This window comes from Saccharopolyspora mangrovi (assembly GCF_035320975.1).
In the GTDB taxonomy this organism is placed as follows: Bacteria; Actinomycetota; Actinomycetes; order Mycobacteriales; family Pseudonocardiaceae; genus Saccharopolyspora; species Saccharopolyspora mangrovi.
The window spans coordinates 33,291-49,964 of the sequence record NZ_JAWLNX010000023.1 but is presented as its reverse complement, the minus strand read 5'-3'; the positions used below and the strand labels follow the sequence as shown (position 1 = coordinate 49,964).

The following is a 16,674-nucleotide window of genomic DNA, read 5'->3' as shown; positions in this document are numbered from 1 at the left end:
TCGGTCAGTCGATGCGTCGGGCGATGAGGTGGAGCCGGTCACCGGACATCCGCTCGGACAGCTCGGCGTCGGCGGACCACGGGGTGTCGGTGCGCGGGCCCGGCTCGTCGAAGAGCGCGAGAACCTCGAAACCGGCGTGCTCGGTGAAGTAGCGCAGTTCCTGCGGGAACAGCAGACGCCAGGCCGAGCGCTGCACGAGCTCGTCGTCATCGGGCAGCCGCCAGCGGCGCTCCCGCCGCAGCAACTGAGCGGCGTGGTCGATCCACAGCCGAGTCCGCGAGCTGTACTGCTGGCCGTCGTAGCTCAGCGTGCGCTCCGCGATGCCGTCGAGCAGCTCGGTGTTGCCCAGGAAGAACGCCCCGTTGCGCGCTTCAGCGATGAGCAGTCCGCCGGGCCGCAGGTGGTCGTGGCAGCGGGCCAGGAACGCCTCGAGCTCCGAGTTCTCGTGGCAGTACAGCAACGCGCTGTCCAAGCAGGTGATGACGTCGAACTCGCGCCGGAGGTCGAACGAGCGCATGTCGCCCACGACGAACTCGGCCTCCCGGCAGTGCTCGATGGCGTGCGAGATCATCGCCGGCGAGCTGTCCAGCCCTGTGACCCGGTAACCGTGTTCGCACCACCACCGCGCGTCACGCCCGGTGCCGCAGCCCACGTCCAGCAGGTCCTTGCCGCCGTCGAATCGGCGCACCACGTCGTCGGTGAACCGGGCTGCCACGTGTTCGAGGTCGGGAAACCACGCTTCGTAGACGGCAGGGTTGTCGGTCAGGAAGTTGGTGTGGGCCACGAGGTCTCCTCATCCGTGGTGGGTCGGGGGCCGATCCCGCTGCGCCGGTGGATCGCCAGCACGGCCAGGGCCGAGGACACGCCGATGGCCACGCACAGCACCGAGGGCAGCCAGGGCAGGCTGGTTCCGGCCAGGTCGATTACCCAGCCGATCAGCGCATTTCCGCCGGCGGCGGTCACACCGGAAGCCAGGTAGAACACGCCGAAGTAGGTGCCGGAGAGGTTGTCGCGCCCGAAGGTGGGGATGAGCTCGTAGACGAAGGGTTGGGTCAGCATCACGCCGACCGACAGCGCGAATGCGGTGACCAGCACCGGTACCAGCCGCAACGCTGTCTCGGCCGGGGAGCTCGACGGCTGGTCCGGCATCGCGGTCGCGGCGATCGCGGTGACCGCGAAACCGCCGCCCATCACGGCCAGGCCGGTGGAGATCGCGCGCCCCCGGCTCCAGCGCCCATCGCACCAGCGGGTGATCCGCACCTGCAGAGCGAGACTGGCCACCGTGGTCACCAGGAAGATCACCGACACCGAGACCGCAGTTCCGGTGAAAGTCTCGGCGTGCATCGGCAGCACCAGGTACAGCTGGTTCTGCAGCGCGAACATCCCGGTCAACGCAGCGGTGAACAGGGCGAACCGGCGATCGGTGAGCACCTCGCGCCAGTCGGTGAGCACCGAGTTCTGCGGCCGCGGGACTTCCCGGGCCGGCAGCACGAGCACCTGTGCGACGGTGAGCACGGTGAAGATCAGCGCGGCCCCGATCGCCGAGGCCTGGAAGTCCACCAGCAGCAGCACGCTTCCCAGCAGCGGGCCGATCAGCATGCCGGTGTTGGCGAAGACGTTGAACAGCGAGAACATCTCCGCGCGCCGCTCACCCGCCTCGTGGCTGAGATAGGAGCGCACCGCGGGGTTGAACAGCGCCCCCGCCAGTCCGGACAGCACCGAGGCGGCCAGCAGCACCGGCAGCGAGGTTCCGAAGGCGAAGAGCCCGAACCCCACCGAGCGCAACGCACAACCGGCGATGATCACGCCACGTGCGCCGAGCCGATCGGAGGCCGAGCCGCCGAGCAGGAACAAGCCCTGCTGGCTGAGGTTGCGCACGCCGAGCACGATGCCGACCACAGCGGCCGACAGCCCCAGATCCTGCCCGAGGTAACCGGCGAGGTAGGGAATCAGCAGGTAGAATGCCGTGTTCACGCCGAGCTGGTTGACCAGCAGAACCTGCACGGCCAGCGGGTAGCTGCGGAAGAGCCGTACGGTGTTCACGCGGGCCGCACCCCGAGACCGATGAGCCCGGCGATGCGCAGCAGACCGTTCTCCCCACCGAGCCCGGTCCACGGGTCCCGGGCAAGCAGCAAGTGACCGTCGAGGTCCACCCAGCGAGCCATCCCGCACAGGTGCACGGCCGGTGCGATGCCCAGCGAACTCGCGACCTGGCAGCCCAGCATCACATCGACACCGAGTTCGTCCGCGGTGTCGATGATCTCGCGAGCGGCGCGGATGCCGCCGCATTCGGGAAGCTTGATGTTGATCCCGTGCACCCGGGAGCCCAACCGGCGCACGTCCTCCGGAGTGCGTGCGTCCTCGTCGGCGACCACCGGGATCGGCGAGTTCTCGGCCACCTCCGCGAGCAGGTCCGGAGTTCCCGGCGCGATGGGCTGTTCCACCGCGTCGATGTCGAACTCCGTCGCCGCGCAGAGCATCCGCTCGGCCTCCTCTGGATCCCAAGCACCGTTGGGGTCCAGAAGGATCCTGGCGTGCGGGGCGGCTTCGCGGATGGCGGCCACGCGAGCGAGCTCGTCGGCGCCCGATCCCAGCTTGACCTTGAGCACCTGGAAGCCCTGTCCGACCAGCCCGATGGCCTCGGCCGCCGCCCGCTCGGTCGAGGTGATCCCGATCGTGCGCGCGGTCGGCACCGAACCCGGCGGTTCGGCCTCGATGAGCTCGTGGACCGCGATGCCGCGCTTGCGGGCGAGGAGGTCGTGCAGCGCCGCGTCCAGTGCCGCGCGCACACCTGGGGAGGCCTGCGGCAGGTCGGTGCGCAGCGCCTCCTCCGGAGCGAGGTCGGCCAGTTCCGCCTGCGCCTCGGCCAGTTCGGCTTCGATGCGCGGAACGTCGAGCTCGTAGTAGACGCTGGTGACGACCTCGCCGTGGCCGAGGTCGCCGTGGTCGTCGAGAGTCAGGGTCACTGCGTCGCGCTCGGCCATCACCGAGCGCGAGATCCTCAGCGGCTCGTGCAACACCAAGCCGCTCGCCCGCCAGTCGAGCTTCACGCGGGCACCTCCATGTTCTTCAGGGGGTCGATGACCGTCCGGCAGCGCGTCCACCCGGTGGCCTCGACCTCCGGGTTCGCGACCTCCACCGGGCGGGTGGCGATCGGGGTGTCCAGCAGTCCGCGGGCTTGGCAGTAGTCGTCGTCGAAGACGGTGCCCAGGTAGCGCTGCGGGCCGTCGGGGAAGACGGTCACCACGTTGGCACCGGGATCGACGCGTGCCGCCCAGGCCGCGACCAGCGCCACCGCGCCGGTGCTCCAGCCGCCGGTGACGAACGCGTTTCGGGCCAGTGCCCGGCAGGTGGCCACCGCCTCGCCCGGGCCGATCCAGTGCACTTCGTCGAACTGCGGGTAGTCGACGTTGCGCGGGTGGATGCTGCTGCCCAGTCCGCGCATCACCCGAGGTCGGGCGGGTTGGCCGAAGATCGTCGATCCCACGGTGTCCACACCGATCAAGCGCACCTTCGGCCAGCGCTTGCGCACGGTGCGGACCATCCCGGCGCTGTGCCCGCCGGAACCGACGCTGCACACCAGCACGTCCACGCGGTCGAGCTGACGGCAGATCTCCGCACCCATCTCGGCATATCCCGCGGGGTTGTCCGGGTTGTTGTACTGGTCCGGCCAGTAGGCGCCCGGCAGCGAGCGGCAGATCTCGCGCACCCGGTCCAGCCGAGCCTGTTGCCAGCCGCCTTCGGGATGCGGCTTGTCGACGATCTCCAGTCGCGCACCGTGGGCGCGCAGCAGTGCCCGCATGCCGGGTTCGAGTTCCTTGTCGACGACCAGGACGATGGGATGGCCCAGCGCGTTGCCGGCGAAGGCCAACCCGATGCCCAGCGTTCCGCTGGTGGACTCCACCACCGGGGCTCCGGGCAGCAGGTCACCGCGCCGGTGTGCTCCGCGCAGCATCGACAACGCCGCGCGGGCCTTCATCCCGCCGGCGCTGAGGCATTCCAACTTCGCCCAGAAACCGGGATGGGGTTGCGGGAGTGGTGTCGAAACTCGGGCGAGTGGGGTGTCGCGGACCAGGTCGAGCAGGTCCGGGTTCATGCAGCATCCTCTCCGGGGTAGCGGTAGAGCGAACTCGGGCCGCCGTCGAGCCAGAAGAACGGGTACGGCTCGGCCGAGACGGCCGTGACTCCGGAGCCCAGGAAGCACGGCAGGATCCCGCTGCCGGTCTGGGCGAAGAACACCAGGGGTTTGCCGGTGGCGCGGGCGTGTTCCAGCAACGGTTGAAAAGTTCCGTTGCTCAGCACCATCCCGGAAGCCAGCACCGCGTCGCAGTCGGCCAGGACGGACAGGGCGTCGGTGTGCACCACTTCGCCCCACTCGGTCTGCCCGCCCTTGTAGTCGCACGCCAGGTAGTCGGCGCCGCGTTCACGCAGGTGGTGCAGCAGCGAGTTGACCACGCCGATCACCAGAACCCGCCGCACGGGCGGCAGCAGGTCTACGACTGATTTGGCCCGGTGCAAGGACTTCTGCAGCGAGGTACCGCGGCCGACGACAACCTCCTCTGCGTGCCTGTGGTGCGGCCGCACCGATTGCAGGTAACCGTCCAGCGCGGCGATGCGCACCGCCGTCGACGGGTGCCGCAGCAGTTCGGCGACCGGTACGCCGACGCAGTCCAGCACGACGTCCTCGGTGAGCTCACCGGGTTCCACGGCGCACGAACCCACGGCATCGGCGACCCGCAGGCTCAGCACGTGGTTGCGGTAGGAGGTGTTGCGCGAGGCGTGCCGCACGCCTTGCTGGGTCAGAAACCCCACGCTCACCACGGCATCCGCGATCTCCTCGCCGTGCTGTCCGATGCGGACTTGCTCGATCAGGTCCGCCAGCGACCCTGGCGCGCTCATCCGGTCTCCTCGGCGTAGCGCACGTCCAGCCGCTCGATCAGCGACTCGGCGTGCGCACGTGCGGCGCCCTTGCGGCCGCTGGTGACCATGACGTGACCCAGGTAGTTGTTGTTGCTGGTCGCCGCACCGGCGTGGTGCCCGGCGGGCTTGAGCCGGTAGTCGACCACCGCCGGGTCGCGCAGTTCCTCGACGCCGCGGATCTCCTCGATCGCGCCAGTCCTGGGCGGCAGCAGGAAGGAGATCGCCGCGCTGGCAGCGCCGGTGTCCACCGAGGTCAGGTCGGGCTTCTCCCCCAGTGCGACCTGCGCGTAGATCGCGGCCAGATCGATACCGGTGACCCGCCGGATGAGCTCGGTGATCTGGTTGCCCGCCGGACGCGGGTTGACCTCGACGATCTTCGGGCCGTCGGCCGTCAGCTTGATCTCGGTGTGGCAGACGGTGTTGTCCAGTCCCAGCGCCTCGATCGCGGCCACCGCAGCATCGGCCACCGCGCGCTCGGTGTCGGCTTCCAGCGCGGCCGGGAACATGTGGCCGGTTTCGACGAACCACGGTGCGCCGGCGACGCTCTTGTCGGTGACACCGACGACCGTGGTCCGCCCGCCGAAGGTGACGCTCTCCACGCTCACCTCGGCTCCGGTCAACAGCTCCTCCAGCAACACCACGGGACTGCGTTGCTGGCCACGAGCGTTGACCGGAAATCCTTGCAGTGCTTCGAAAGCTTCGCGCAGCTCACTGGCGTCGTTGACCTTGCGCACGAACATCCCGGCGCACAGGTCCACCGGCTTGACCACCAGGGGATAGCCCATCGCCGCGGCACCTTCCTCGAGTCCGCGCAACGTTTCGGCCAGGGCGAACGCCGGTCCGGGCACGCCAGTCTCACCGAGTAGCCGCCGGGTGCGGTCCTTGGAGCAGGCCGTCTCGACCGCCTCCGCCGGCGGGCCGGGAAGCCCCAGCCGCTCGGCCAACCGCGCAGCCGTGGCCAGGTAGTAGTCGCACGAGGTCGCCACCCCGTCGAAACCCAGCACCGGCTGCAGCCGCTCCAGGTGCGGCAGCAGCACGTCGGGATCGTTGGTCTCCACGGTCAGCACGTTGTCCGCGCCCAACAGCGGATGCGGGCCGGAAGCCGGAGCTGAACGCAGGTAGTGCTGCAAATCCCGCGTGACGAAGCTGAACCGGTGGCCGCCTTCGCGGATCGCTCTGGGCAGCAACGTGCTCATCGCGCCAACCCAGCTCTCCACCAACAACAGGTGACCCACCACGACTCCTATCCCGATCATTGTCGAACAACAGTCGGTAATGGTAATCGTTTCCAATTAGGTGGATCAACCTGCCATCTAGTGAAGGTGGATGTGACTCAACGTGGTGAATAGAAGGACGTCCGCTGCGGCGGCTTTGGCGCTCGCCGCTCCCCTGCTCAGCGCCGTGCCCGCAAGTGCGGAACCGCTGGTCTTCGAGCCGTGCCCGTTCGAGGGCGCCGAGTGCGCCGAGCTCGCCGTACCACTGGACGAGCGTGATTCCGACGCGGAGATCATGATTTCGGTCTCACGCGTTCGGGCCACTGGCACCCCTGAGGAGTACCGCGGGGCGCTGCTGGTCAATCCGGGCGGCCCGGGCGGTTCCGGGCTCGAGTACTCGGTGAGCAAGGGCAAGAAGCTGCCCGAGCAAGTCCGCCGGTCCTACGACATCATCGGCTTCGATCCGCGCGGGGTGGGGCGCAGTGCCCCGCTGGACTGCGGTGAGCTCGGCGGCCTGTTCAACCACCCTGCGCCGGAACCGGTTCCGGCGGACCGCGCACAAGAGCGCGCCCACTTGGACCGATTAGCCCACATGGCCGAGGACTGCCTGCGGCACAACCCGGACTCGGCAGCGATGAACACGATGAACACCGCGCGGGACATGGACCGCATCCGGGAAGCCCTCGGCGAGCCGAAGCTGAACTTCCTCGGAGTCTCCTACGGCACCTACCTGGGCGCGGCCTACGCCGCCGAGTTCCCCGAGCGGGTCGGCCGCATGGTGCTCGACAGCGTGGTCAGCCCGGACCGCTGGCACGACTTCGATGTGCAGCAGGCGTACGCGATGCTGCGGCAGCGCGATGTGCTCTTCGACTGGATCGCCGCCCGCCCGGAACTGGGCCTGGGCACCACCCGCGACGAGGTCCGCGACGCCTACACCCGGGCGCGCATCGGCCTGACTGAAACGCCGGCCCGCGGTACTTTCGGCGCCGCGGAGTTCGACAACCTCGTCTACAAGACCCTCTCGCGCACCGAACGCTGGCGGCCGTTCGCCGAGGCGTTGGGCGCCTACGTCAACTCCGGCAACGCCGATGGCCTGGGACCCGCGCTTCCCGAAACCGACACCGAATCACGCAACTACGAAGCCGCGCTGCGCACCGTGAAGTGCAACGACAGCACACGGCCGAGCCGCGCGGAGATCATCAGTGACATCCGCCAGCTGCGCGAGACCGACCCGCGGCCGATCCTCACAGGCCTGGAGTCGACCACCTGCGCCTTCTGGGACCGGCCGCGACAAAGCGCCCAACTGGGCAGCCCCGATATGCCCCCGATCCTGCTCACCCAAGCCGAACTCGATCCCACCACGCCTTACCACGGCGCCAAGCGCATGCAGGCCGAACTCCCGGGCTCCCGCATGATCACCGCTCAGGACAGCTACTCCCACGGCCTGTTCGCCAGTCAGCGGATCGCCTGCGTCGACGACGCGGCGGCCGCCTACCTGGTCGACGGCCACCTCCCAGAACGCGACCTGCACTGCCCGGGGCCGGGGCTGCCCGAATAGACCACCACCGGCCCACGAGGCGGGGGATGTCGGGCGGCTCCTCAGGAACAGGCGCCGGGCTGCACTCAGCTGCGGACCGGCCCTCTCGCCGGGCCCCTGATCGAGGACTGGAGCCGCCCGGCATCGACCGCAAACCCGTCGCCCGATGCACGAGCGCCCGCGAGCCTCATCTTCCGGGAATTTCTGGTGGTCCTGGCTCGTCGGCCTTCGTGCCTGGGTCAGTGTTCGTCGTAGTGATCGTCGTGCGCGGCGTGCCGGTGTCCATCATGGACGTAGTCGACGTGGTCGCCGTGCGGCACGGCGACATGCCCGCACCCCTCGCCGTGAGTGTGCTCGTGGCCATCATGGGCGGCGTGATCAGCTGGCTCGCATTCGTCGTAGTGGTCGTCGTGAGCGCGGTGCAGGTGACCGTCGTGGGCGTAATCGACGTGATCGCCGTGCGGCACGGCGACATGCCCGCAGCCCTCGCCATGGGCGTGCTCGTGTCCGGAGTGCTGCTGGTGTGCCGTGGTCATCAGAACTCCTCCAGGCGCAAATGGGCGCTCTTCGCTACTCCGAAAAGCGTACAACGCATTGTCGATTACGCATAAGTACCAGCACATCCAGACCTGGCTCGTCCGCAACACATGAACGACCCCTCAGATGAAAACGGTTTTCGTTCTCGTTTAGACTGGCCCGCGTCCTCGTCCACCACTGACGACTGCGAGATGGGATGAATGACGCGTTGAACCAGCTCCTGGGCAGGTCGAGCAGGCCCGAACCGGACCGGGCCGCTCGTTCCGAGGAGATCGCCGACCTGGTGCGGACAACCCTGAACCTGGGAAGGCAGGTGTCCATCACCGTGCAGCAGCTCGCCTGCGCCGAACCCGGGTGCCCACCGATCGAGACCAAGATCGTCGTGCTCGGCCTGGAGTCGAAGCGGTGGACGATCCACGCCCCGGTGTCCGAAGTGGACGACGACACCGTCCGCAACACCCTGACCACCCGACCCGAAGGGGACAGCGCATGAGCGATGACACCACCGATTCCCGCGTACCGGTCACCGTGCTCACCGGGTTCCTCGGATCCGGCAAGACCACGCTGCTCAACCGGATCCTCACCGAGAACCACGGCATGCGCATCGCCGTGATCGAGAACGAGTTCGGCGAGGTAGGCATCGACGACGGGCTCGTGCTCGACGCCGAAGAAGAGGTCTTCGAGATGAACAACGGCTGCATCTGCTGCACCGTGCGCGGCGACCTCATCCGCATCCTCGGCGCCCTGCTCAAGCGCAAGGACTCCTTCGACGCCATCCTGATCGAGACCACCGGCCTGGCCGATCCCGCACCGGTCGCGCAGACCTTCTTCGTCGACGACACCCTGCGCTCGCAGCTGCGGCTGGACGCGATCGTCACCGTCGTCGACGCCAAGCACATCATCCAGCACCTCGACGACGACAAGCCCGCCGACACCGAGAACGAAGCCGTCGAACAGCTCGCCTTCGCCGACCGGGTCGTGCTTAACAAGACCGACCTGGTCGACGAGGACGAGATCGGCGACGTGCGGCGCCGGATCCACGGCATCAACGCCGGCGTGCGGATCCTGCCCGCGCAGCACGCGAACGTCGACCTCGGTGACGTGCTCGGAGGGCACGCGTTCGACCTGGACCAGGTCCTCGCCGACGAGCCGGAGTTCCTCGACGACACCGATCACCAGCACGACCTGACGGTGACCAGCGTGGGCATCGAGGCCGACGGCGTGGTCGAGGTCGAGAAGCTCAACGAATGGCTCGGTGTGCTGCTCGGCGAACGCGGCACCGACCTGTTCCGCAGCAAGGGAATCCTCAACTTGGCCGACACCGACCAGCGCTACGTGTTCCAAGGCGTGCACATGCTCCACGACGGGGAGCTCGGCGCGCCCTGGCGCGAGGACGAGTCCCGGCGCAACCGGATGGTGTTCATCGGCCGCAACCTCGATCGCGACCAGCTCGAACGCGAGTTCCGCGCCTGCCTGCAACCCGCCACCGAGGGAGTTCCGGCATGACCGCGGCCGTGGACCGGACACCCTTGCGGCCGCGCTGGCAGGCCGAACTCGACGAACCCGCGATCGCCCTGGACGTCCTGCGCGGGGCGCGCGACGCACCCGCCTGCCTCGTGGCCGGCGGCTCGGAAGGCGATGTGCGGGTCTTCGACCCCGACGGCGCGCCCCGGTGGCGGCTGACCCTCGACGACGCGCTGCTGACCGTGTCCGCCAGCCCGGACGGCACCCGGATCGTCGCGCTGGGCATGGAAAGTCGGCGGTTGTGGAGCGCCACCGACGGCGCGGTCCTGCGCACCGAGGGGGCGGGCTGGTCGGCCTCGGCGTCGTGGGACGCACGCTCGCAGTCGCTCGCCGTCGCCGACGGCAAGCGGGTCCGGGTGCTCGACCGCTCCGGCGCCGTGCGCTGGACCTCCGAACCCCTGCCGAGCACGGTCACCAACGTCGTGTGGCCGCGCGGCCGGCTGCACGTGGCGGCCTCGGCCTACCAGGGCGTGACGATCTTCGAACCCGACACCGATCGCACCACCAACACCCTCGCCGCACCCGGCGCGATCTCCGGCCTGGCCGCGGCCCCGAACGGCCGGTGGATCGTCGGCGGCAGCCAGGACGCCACTCTGCACGGCTGGAAGGTCGACGACCGATCGGACTTCGAGATGTCGGGCTTCCCCGCCACCGTCTCCCACCTGGCCTTCGAAGACGGCGGCCGCTGGATGGCCTGCGAGTCCGCCGAAGTCCTCACCTGCTGGGACTTCTCCGGCCCTGGGCCCACCGGCCGCGCGGGCGTGGTCCTGACCGGCCACCAGGCCGCCGTCTCCGCGTTCAGCTGGATGCCCGGCGAAACCCGCATGCTGATCAGCGGCGACGCCGATGGCACCGTGCTCGTGTGGCAGATCGACACCAGCACCCGCCCCGGCGACGAACTCCGCCCGATCGGCGGAGCACGCGATGACGACCCCGTCACCGCCATCACCACCAGCAAGCGAACCGCCTACATCGCCCGACGATCCGGACGCATCGACGCCCTGACCGTCTCCTGACCGCGGGCCCCAGGCGGCACCCGGGTCCGCGTCCCGCGGCGGAGAGGACGCTCCACCCCTGGGTCCTCTCCGCCGCGCACCCACTTCATCTCGAGATGATCAGAATCGCGTGTCATGACAGCGAACGCGAACTCGCCCATCAGCAACGCGATGACTTCCCGACAGCACGCCGTTCTGCGGGCGCTGTCCCAAGCCCGCGGATTCACCAGCGCGCAGTCGTTGCATGTCGAGATCCGCTCGAGCGGTGAGCGGATTGGACTGGCCACCGTGTACCGGGCGCTGCACACCTTCGTCGCCTCGGAAATCGCCCACACCATGCACGACGCCGACGGCACGCAGCTGTTCAGCATCGCGCCGGCCAACGGACTCGGCTACCACCTCATCTGCCGTGAGTGCCGACGACACGTCCCGGTTTCAGTAGGCTTCGTCGAGGACTGGGCCGTGCATGTCGCCAGCGCACACGGATACACCGACATGGAACTTGTCATCGAGGTCTCCGGCCAATGCCACACCTGCGCGGCCAGCACTCCTCGTCAGCAGCGTTCGTCAAGCTGCTGATTGCCCCGAGCTCAGCTCGGGATCCTGGGAACCGCGTCGATCAACTTGCGGGTGCAGGAGCTTCGTGGCGCGTGGAACACCTCCTCGACTGGGCCCTGTTCGACTAGGTGACCGCTCTCGAGGATCGCCACCGCGTCGCACAGCCGCCGCACGACACCGAGGTCGTGCGAGACCAGCACCAGCGTCAACCCGTTCTCCCGGACCATCCGGGACAGCAGCTCCAGCATGCGAGCGCGGGTCGAGACGTCCAGCGCGCTCACCGGTTCATCGGCCACGAGGACCTCCGGCCCCGGAGCCATCGCGCGGGCGAGCGCGACGCGCTGGCGCTGGCCGCCGGAGAGTTCCGCCGGGCGCCGTTGCGCCACAGCGGGTTCGAGTTCCACGTCCCGGAGCACCTGGGTGACCCGTTGCTGGTGGTCGCCCTCGATTCCGAGGCACACCAGCGGTTCTGCGACGATGTCGCGCACGCTCCAGCGCGGATCGAGCGAGCTCATGGGGTCCTGGAAGACCATCTGCACCTCGCGTCGGAAGCGGTGCAGCGACCGCGGACGATCGGCCCGGAGCTCCTGCCCGCGGTAGTGGATCGACCCGCTGTGCGGCTGATCCAGGGCCGTGATCAGCCGCAGCAACGTCGACTTCCCGGCACCGGATTCGCCGATGATGCCGAGGTTCTCACCGCGCCGGACGGTCAGGTCGACCTCGTGCAGCGCCGCGATGTGCGGAGCTCTCCGGAGGAAGCCGCCGCGTGGAGCAGGGTAGGAACGCTCGATGTCGCGCAGGTCGAAGAGCACCTCACCAGCCGCGCTCATGACACCTCCTGGGGCATGCCGATCGAGCGGGTCGCCTCCAGCAGCTCCCGCGTGTAGCTGTGCTTCGGCGCGGCGATGATCTCCGAGACCGGCCCCCGTTCGACGACCCGCCCGGCGCGCAGCACCACGACGTGCGTGCACAGCTGAGCCACGACCGCGAGATCGTGACTGATGAACAGCAAGGACGGCGGTTGTGCCGCCGCGGGCTGTTCAGCGGTGGTGAGCGCGCGCAGCAGCGCCAGCACCTCGGCCTGCACGGTCGGGTCGAGGGCGGTGGTCGGTTCGTCGGCGAGCAACAGGCTGGGCTGGGTAGCGAGGGCCATGGCCAGCAGCACCCGTTGTCGCTGCCCGCCGGAGAGCTGACCGGGGTAGCCGCGCAGCAGCCGCTCGGCGTCGTCGAGGCCGACCGAGGCGAGCAGGTCCCGCTGCTCGGCGGCGCACCGACGGCGAGCGACGCCTCGTCGGCGCAGCGGGATCGCGAGCTGGTCCTCGACGCGCACCAAGGGGTTCAGGGCGGTCAGCGCGTCCTGGCTCACCAGCGCGATCCCGCCGCTGCGCAGCCGGTGCCGCGCGCGGTTGTGGAGACCGACCAGCTCGCGTCCCTCGTGGCGCACGCTGCCGGTGACCTCGGCTCCGGGCGGGGTGATGTCGGCGATGGCCGCGGCGGTCAGCGACTTGCCGGAACCGGACTCCCCGATCAAACCGACCCGTGCCCCGGCGTCGATGCGCAGGTCGACGCGATCGACCACCGCCTTGTTGTCGAAGGACACGCTCAGCTGATCCACTTCGAGCAGACTCGGTGCATTGCTCACGCCACGCTCTCCCGTCCCGTCCGTGGTGCCCGCGTTGCGGACACCGCGATGGCGAACCCGCCGAGCAAGGCCAGCGCCAGCGTGGGCGACAGGACGGCCCACGGCGCCCGTTCCACGTAAGGCATCGATTCCGACAGCAGCAGACCCCATTCCGGGGTCGGCGGTTGCGCGCCCAGACCGAGGAATCCCAGTGAGGACAGGTGCAGCGCCACACCGGGCAACCGCAGCAGCGCGTGTCGCGCCACCGGCGGGATCACCGCGGGCAGCACGTGCTTGCGCATGATCCACCCGCTGCCCGCACCAGAGGTCCGGCTCGCGCGGATGTAGGTAGTGGCGAGCTCTTCGCGCACCAGCGCGGCGGTGTGGGCCGCCAGCGGTGCCCACGCGACCGCGGCCACCGCCACGGCCGCACCGAGCACTCCCGGTCCCAGCAGCGCAGCGGTGAGCAGCCCGGCGACCACGGGAGGTACGGCGTTGATCACCTCGACCGGCCCGCTGATGCCCGGCAGCAACCCGAGGACCAGCCCCACCGCGAACGACACCGCCGTGATCGCGGCGGCCACCAGCACCGTGCGCACCGCCCCGTGCCCGAGCCGGGCGAGCACGTCGCGACCGAGCGCGTCGGCGCCGAAGGGGTGCGCCCACGACGGCGCGGCCAGCCGCAGCGAGGTGTCAACAGCGGTGGGGTCGCGCAGCAACCCGGCAACGGTGACGATCAGCAGCGCCCCGCCGAGCATCACCGGCAACGCCCGGCCCCAGCGCCCCGGTTCGGTCCGCACCTCGGCGGCTGCCGGGACCGACGCACCGCGCAACGCCGGACCGAGCAGCAGCACCTGAGCGAGACCGACCGCCGTTCCGGCCAGCACGCCCAGCACCAGCAGTGCCAGCAGGGCGGCCTGCAGCGTCGGCAGGTCCTGAGAGAGGGCCGCCCCCAGCGCCAGCCGACCCACACCGGGGATCGCGAAGAGCTCCTCCACCGCGACCGCCCCGCCGAGCAGCCCCACGACCACCAGCGCCAACTGCGGCAGCAGCGCCGGCAGAGCGCGGCGCAGCACGCCCATCGCGATCGTCGCGCGGCCTCCGCCCAGCACGAGCCAGGTCCGCGTCCACGGCTCGGCTGCAGCGCTCTGCAACCCATCGTGCAGCAACCGACCGAGAAGCCCACCGGCCGGAACGCCCATCGCGACCGCTGGCAGCACCAGGTTCTCCGGACCGGCCCAGCCGTAGGGCGGTGCCCACCGCAGCCAGACCGCGAAGACGACCATCAGCCCGGAGCCCAGCACGAACTCCGGGACCGCGGTGAACATCGCCGCGCTCGCGCCACTGCGGTGACGGACCTCGCCGTGCGAGGCGTCCGCGAGCACCCGCGCCGCCAGCATCGCGGCGACCACGAGCGCGACCGCGATCGCCCCACCCATCAGCGTCAGCGACACCCCCAGGCCGCCCAGGAGACCCGGCAGCACCGGCTTGCCCGACACCCAGGACGTCCCGGCGTCTCCGCTCACCAGCCCGGCCAGCCACTGCCCGAGCAGGCCGAGCGGGCCCGCGTCGAGCCCCAGCCGCTCCCGGACCGCAGCCAGCGCTTCCGGGGACACCTCCCCCTCCGCCGATTGCGCCCGCAGCACGCTCCACGCCGGATCACGCCCGGAAAGCCACGGCAGCAGCCCGACCAAGGCGATCATGGCAGCCAGAGCACCGGCCCGGGACACCATCGGGACCGCGAGCTTCGCAGTGCTCACTCGGCGCCCTTGCGGGTGTCGCGCTGCACCAGCATCCGCTCGCGGGGGTCGAAGGCCGCGCCCTGCACACCGGGTGCGTTGCCCTGGACGACCCGCTCGTGCAGCATCGGGATCGCCGCGTCGGTGCGCAGGATTTCCCGCTCTGCCTCGAGGATCTTCGCCCTGCGGGTGCGCATGTCGCCCTCGCCCTCGGCCTCGCGCAACGCGGCGTCGACGGCCGGGTCGCACAACCCGGAGAGGTTGAACCCGCCATCGCAGGCGAAGTCGCTGCGCAGGTAGGCGGCCGGGTCACCGGAGTCGAGCACCGTCGCGCGGGAGAGGATGAACGCGTCGAAACGCCCGTCCAGAGCGTCGGTTTCGATCTGGGAGTACTCCCGCACCACCAGCTCGACCTGGAAACCTGCACGTTCCAGCTGCTGCTCCAGGATCGCGGCGACCTCGGGCAGCTCGGCGCGGTCGCTGAAGGTCGCCAGCGTGATCCGCTCGCCCCGAGCGGCAGCGGGTGGCGTTGCACCGCTTCGCGGCGGGCGCTGAGCCGACCACGGGATCGCGGGCCCGAGGAGGCCTTGCGCGATGTCGGCGCGATTCTCGTAAGGACCGGACACGATGGGGGCGACGTCGATCGCCTCGCGCACCGCCGCGCGCAGCCCCGGGTCACCGAAGACCCCTCCCGGTCGGCTGTTCAGGTAGAGCGTGTTGGTGCGCGGCATCGGAACTTCGGTGAAGGTTCCCGGTTCCAGCAGTCCCGCCTGCGAGGCCGGGATCGCCTCGACGATGTCGCCGGTGCCGGTGCGCAACGCAGCAGCGCGTGCCGCGCCGTCCGGCACGAACGAGACGTCGAGCCCCGGGGCCCGCGCCGGGCCGTTCCAGTGCTCGTTGAACCTCTCCAGGCTCGCTCCCTGGGATCCGCGCAGCTCGGTGAGCACGAACGGTCCCGTGCCCGCACCCGCCGGGTTGACGGTTCCGTCCGGCTGGTAGGCGGCTGTGGCGAGCACGCTCAGCTGCGGGCTCGAAAGACGCTGCGGGAGCATCGGGTCCGGCGTGGCCGTGCGCACGACCACGCGGTCCGGCCCCGCCTCGGTCACCGTCAGCTCGACACCGTCCAGGATCCTCGGCTTCGGCTGCGCTTGCGCCGCGCGCTGCAGCGCGTTGACCGCCACGGCCGCGTTGAGGGAAGTCCCGTCGTGGAAGCGCACGCCCGGCCGCAGGCTGAACTCCCACTCCACCGGGCCGGCCTGCCGCCACGACGCAGCCAGGCCCGGCAGCGGGTTCCCATCAGCGTCGAGGTTCACCAGCGTTTCAGCGATGCCCAACCGGGACAGCTTGAACGCATCATCGCTGAACGGACTGAGGGCGGACCGCGGCGGCTGCATCATCACCACGTTCAACCGCCCGTTCCCGGCGTCCTGCTGCGGAGCGGCGAAGCACCCCGTCACCAGCAGCAGTGCCGCCAGCACCACCGCGAATAAGGCACTCGTCCGCCGAAATACACGCATACCGCAGCAACCCTCCACAACACCCGAAACGCCAGTTAACGACAACGATAATCGATAGCAATAAGTGACAACCCTGCGCACGTTCCGTGATCACGCGGCGACATTGCATGCACGAAGCGCAATAGGGCTGCGAGCCCGCAGCGCTATTGCCGAATTCCGGCACCGAGGGGCGCAGCAGCCTCGCCAATAGGCCCGCGTTCGAGACACGCTCACCGAAGCGGGCTTGAAGCCGTCCGCCGATCGAGCCCGCCGATGCAGCCATCTACTTGATCAAATCCAGCATTAGCGTCGTGGCACGATGCTGGGCACCCGGTGGAGGCCCCGATGGACCACGACAGCCGCAGCGCCGAGCAACAGACCCGAACCGGCTACACCGCCGTTCTGTGCGACAACTGCGAGTAGGACGACGGCCTCCCGATTCTCGACGCACTGGGCAACAGCATCCGCCGCAGCCCGCATGGAGTCCTCGTCCGCTCCCCCTGCCAACTCGGGCCGCTATGGTGCCATTCCAG

At 69.7% G+C, this 16,674-nt stretch carries 16 protein-coding genes; 5 read left to right on the top strand and 11 right to left on the bottom strand.

The window, feature by feature from the left end:
* Window positions 1-4: 4 nt before the first annotated feature.
* The 6 genes from R4I43_RS26455 to R4I43_RS26430 are packed head-to-tail and all read right to left on the bottom strand — an operon-like array spanning window position 5 to window position 6,155.
* Entirely contained in the window at window positions 5-784 is a 780-nt protein-coding gene (locus R4I43_RS26455; RefSeq protein WP_324268420.1) for a class I SAM-dependent methyltransferase, read from the bottom strand.
* Window positions 763-2,043 carry an MFS transporter gene (locus R4I43_RS26450; protein ID WP_324268419.1) on the bottom strand — a complete coding sequence of 427 codons (1,281 nt, stop codon included), beginning with the start codon at window positions 2,041-2,043 and terminating at the stop codon, window positions 763-765. The genes R4I43_RS26455 and R4I43_RS26450 overlap by 22 nt, the downstream gene beginning before the upstream one ends.
* Window positions 2,040-3,050, bottom strand: coding sequence for a dipeptide epimerase (locus tag R4I43_RS26445; RefSeq protein ID WP_324268418.1), 1,011 nt, complete (start codon window positions 3,048-3,050; stop codon window positions 2,040-2,042). The genes R4I43_RS26450 and R4I43_RS26445 overlap by 4 nt, the downstream gene beginning before the upstream one ends.
* Complete coding sequence (locus R4I43_RS26440) at window positions 3,047-4,096, bottom strand: PLP-dependent cysteine synthase family protein (RefSeq protein WP_324268417.1); 1,050 nt, start codon at window positions 4,094-4,096, stop codon at window positions 3,047-3,049. The genes R4I43_RS26445 and R4I43_RS26440 overlap by 4 nt, the downstream gene beginning before the upstream one ends.
* Entirely contained in the window at window positions 4,093-4,899 is an 807-nt protein-coding gene (locus tag R4I43_RS26435; protein WP_324268416.1) for a Rossmann-like domain-containing protein, read from the bottom strand. Before R4I43_RS26435 ends, R4I43_RS26440 begins: the two co-directional genes overlap by 4 nt.
* Entirely contained in the window at window positions 4,896-6,155 is a 1,260-nt protein-coding gene (locus R4I43_RS26430) for an ATP-grasp domain-containing protein (protein ID WP_324268415.1), read from the bottom strand. The genes R4I43_RS26435 and R4I43_RS26430 overlap by 4 nt, the downstream gene beginning before the upstream one ends.
* 166 nt (window positions 6,156-6,321) lie before the next feature.
* On the opposite strand from R4I43_RS26430, the gene R4I43_RS26425 reads away from it, so the two are divergent.
* Window positions 6,322-7,692: an alpha/beta hydrolase gene (locus tag R4I43_RS26425; protein WP_324268414.1), complete on the top strand. Its 1,371-nt coding sequence runs from the start codon at window positions 6,322-6,324 to the stop codon at window positions 7,690-7,692.
* Between the two features lie 218 nt (window positions 7,693-7,910).
* Here the strand turns inward: R4I43_RS26425 and R4I43_RS26420 are convergent, their stop codons facing one another.
* Window positions 7,911-8,207, bottom strand: a complete 297-nt coding sequence (locus R4I43_RS26420) for a hypothetical protein (protein WP_324268413.1) — start codon at window positions 8,205-8,207, stop codon at window positions 7,911-7,913.
* 197 nt (window positions 8,208-8,404) lie between these two features.
* Here R4I43_RS26420 and R4I43_RS26415 point away from each other — a divergent pair, with 197 nt between their 5' ends.
* The 4 genes from R4I43_RS26415 (at window position 8,405) to R4I43_RS26400 (ending at window position 11,306) form a co-directional block, all read left to right on the top strand.
* Entirely contained in the window at window positions 8,405-8,701 is a 297-nt protein-coding gene (locus R4I43_RS26415) for a hypothetical protein (protein WP_324268412.1), read from the top strand.
* Window positions 8,698-9,714 (top strand): CobW family GTP-binding protein, encoded by a 1,017-nt coding sequence (locus R4I43_RS26410; protein WP_324268411.1) that lies wholly within the window; start codon window positions 8,698-8,700, stop codon window positions 9,712-9,714. Before R4I43_RS26415 ends, R4I43_RS26410 begins: the two co-directional genes overlap by 4 nt.
* Entirely contained in the window at window positions 9,711-10,748 is a 1,038-nt protein-coding gene (locus R4I43_RS26405; protein WP_324268410.1) for a WD40 repeat domain-containing protein, read from the top strand. The genes R4I43_RS26410 and R4I43_RS26405 overlap by 4 nt, the downstream gene beginning before the upstream one ends.
* A gap of 114 nt (window positions 10,749-10,862) precedes the next feature.
* Complete coding sequence (locus tag R4I43_RS26400) at window positions 10,863-11,306, top strand: Fur family transcriptional regulator (protein WP_324268409.1); 444 nt, start codon at window positions 10,863-10,865, stop codon at window positions 11,304-11,306.
* Window positions 11,307-11,317: 11 nt separating this feature from the next.
* Here R4I43_RS26400 and R4I43_RS26395 read toward each other — a convergent pair whose 3' ends face one another.
* The 4 genes from R4I43_RS26395 to R4I43_RS26380 are packed head-to-tail and all read right to left on the bottom strand — an operon-like array spanning window position 11,318 to window position 16,126.
* Window positions 11,318-12,115 (bottom strand): ABC transporter ATP-binding protein, encoded by a 798-nt coding sequence (locus R4I43_RS26395; RefSeq protein ID WP_324268408.1) that lies wholly within the window; start codon window positions 12,113-12,115, stop codon window positions 11,318-11,320.
* On the bottom strand, window positions 12,112-12,927 hold the full coding sequence (locus R4I43_RS26390) for an ABC transporter ATP-binding protein (RefSeq protein WP_324268407.1): 816 nt from the start codon (window positions 12,925-12,927) through the stop codon (window positions 12,112-12,114). The genes R4I43_RS26395 and R4I43_RS26390 overlap by 4 nt, the downstream gene beginning before the upstream one ends.
* Window positions 12,924-14,666 carry an ABC transporter permease subunit gene (locus R4I43_RS26385; protein ID WP_324268406.1) on the bottom strand — a complete coding sequence of 581 codons (1,743 nt, stop codon included), beginning with the start codon at window positions 14,664-14,666 and terminating at the stop codon, window positions 12,924-12,926. The genes R4I43_RS26390 and R4I43_RS26385 overlap by 4 nt, the downstream gene beginning before the upstream one ends.
* Complete coding sequence (locus tag R4I43_RS26380; RefSeq protein ID WP_324268405.1) at window positions 14,663-16,126, bottom strand: ABC transporter substrate-binding protein; 1,464 nt, start codon at window positions 16,124-16,126, stop codon at window positions 14,663-14,665. Before R4I43_RS26380 ends, R4I43_RS26385 begins: the two co-directional genes overlap by 4 nt.
* Window positions 16,127-16,674: the final 548 nt, after the last annotated feature.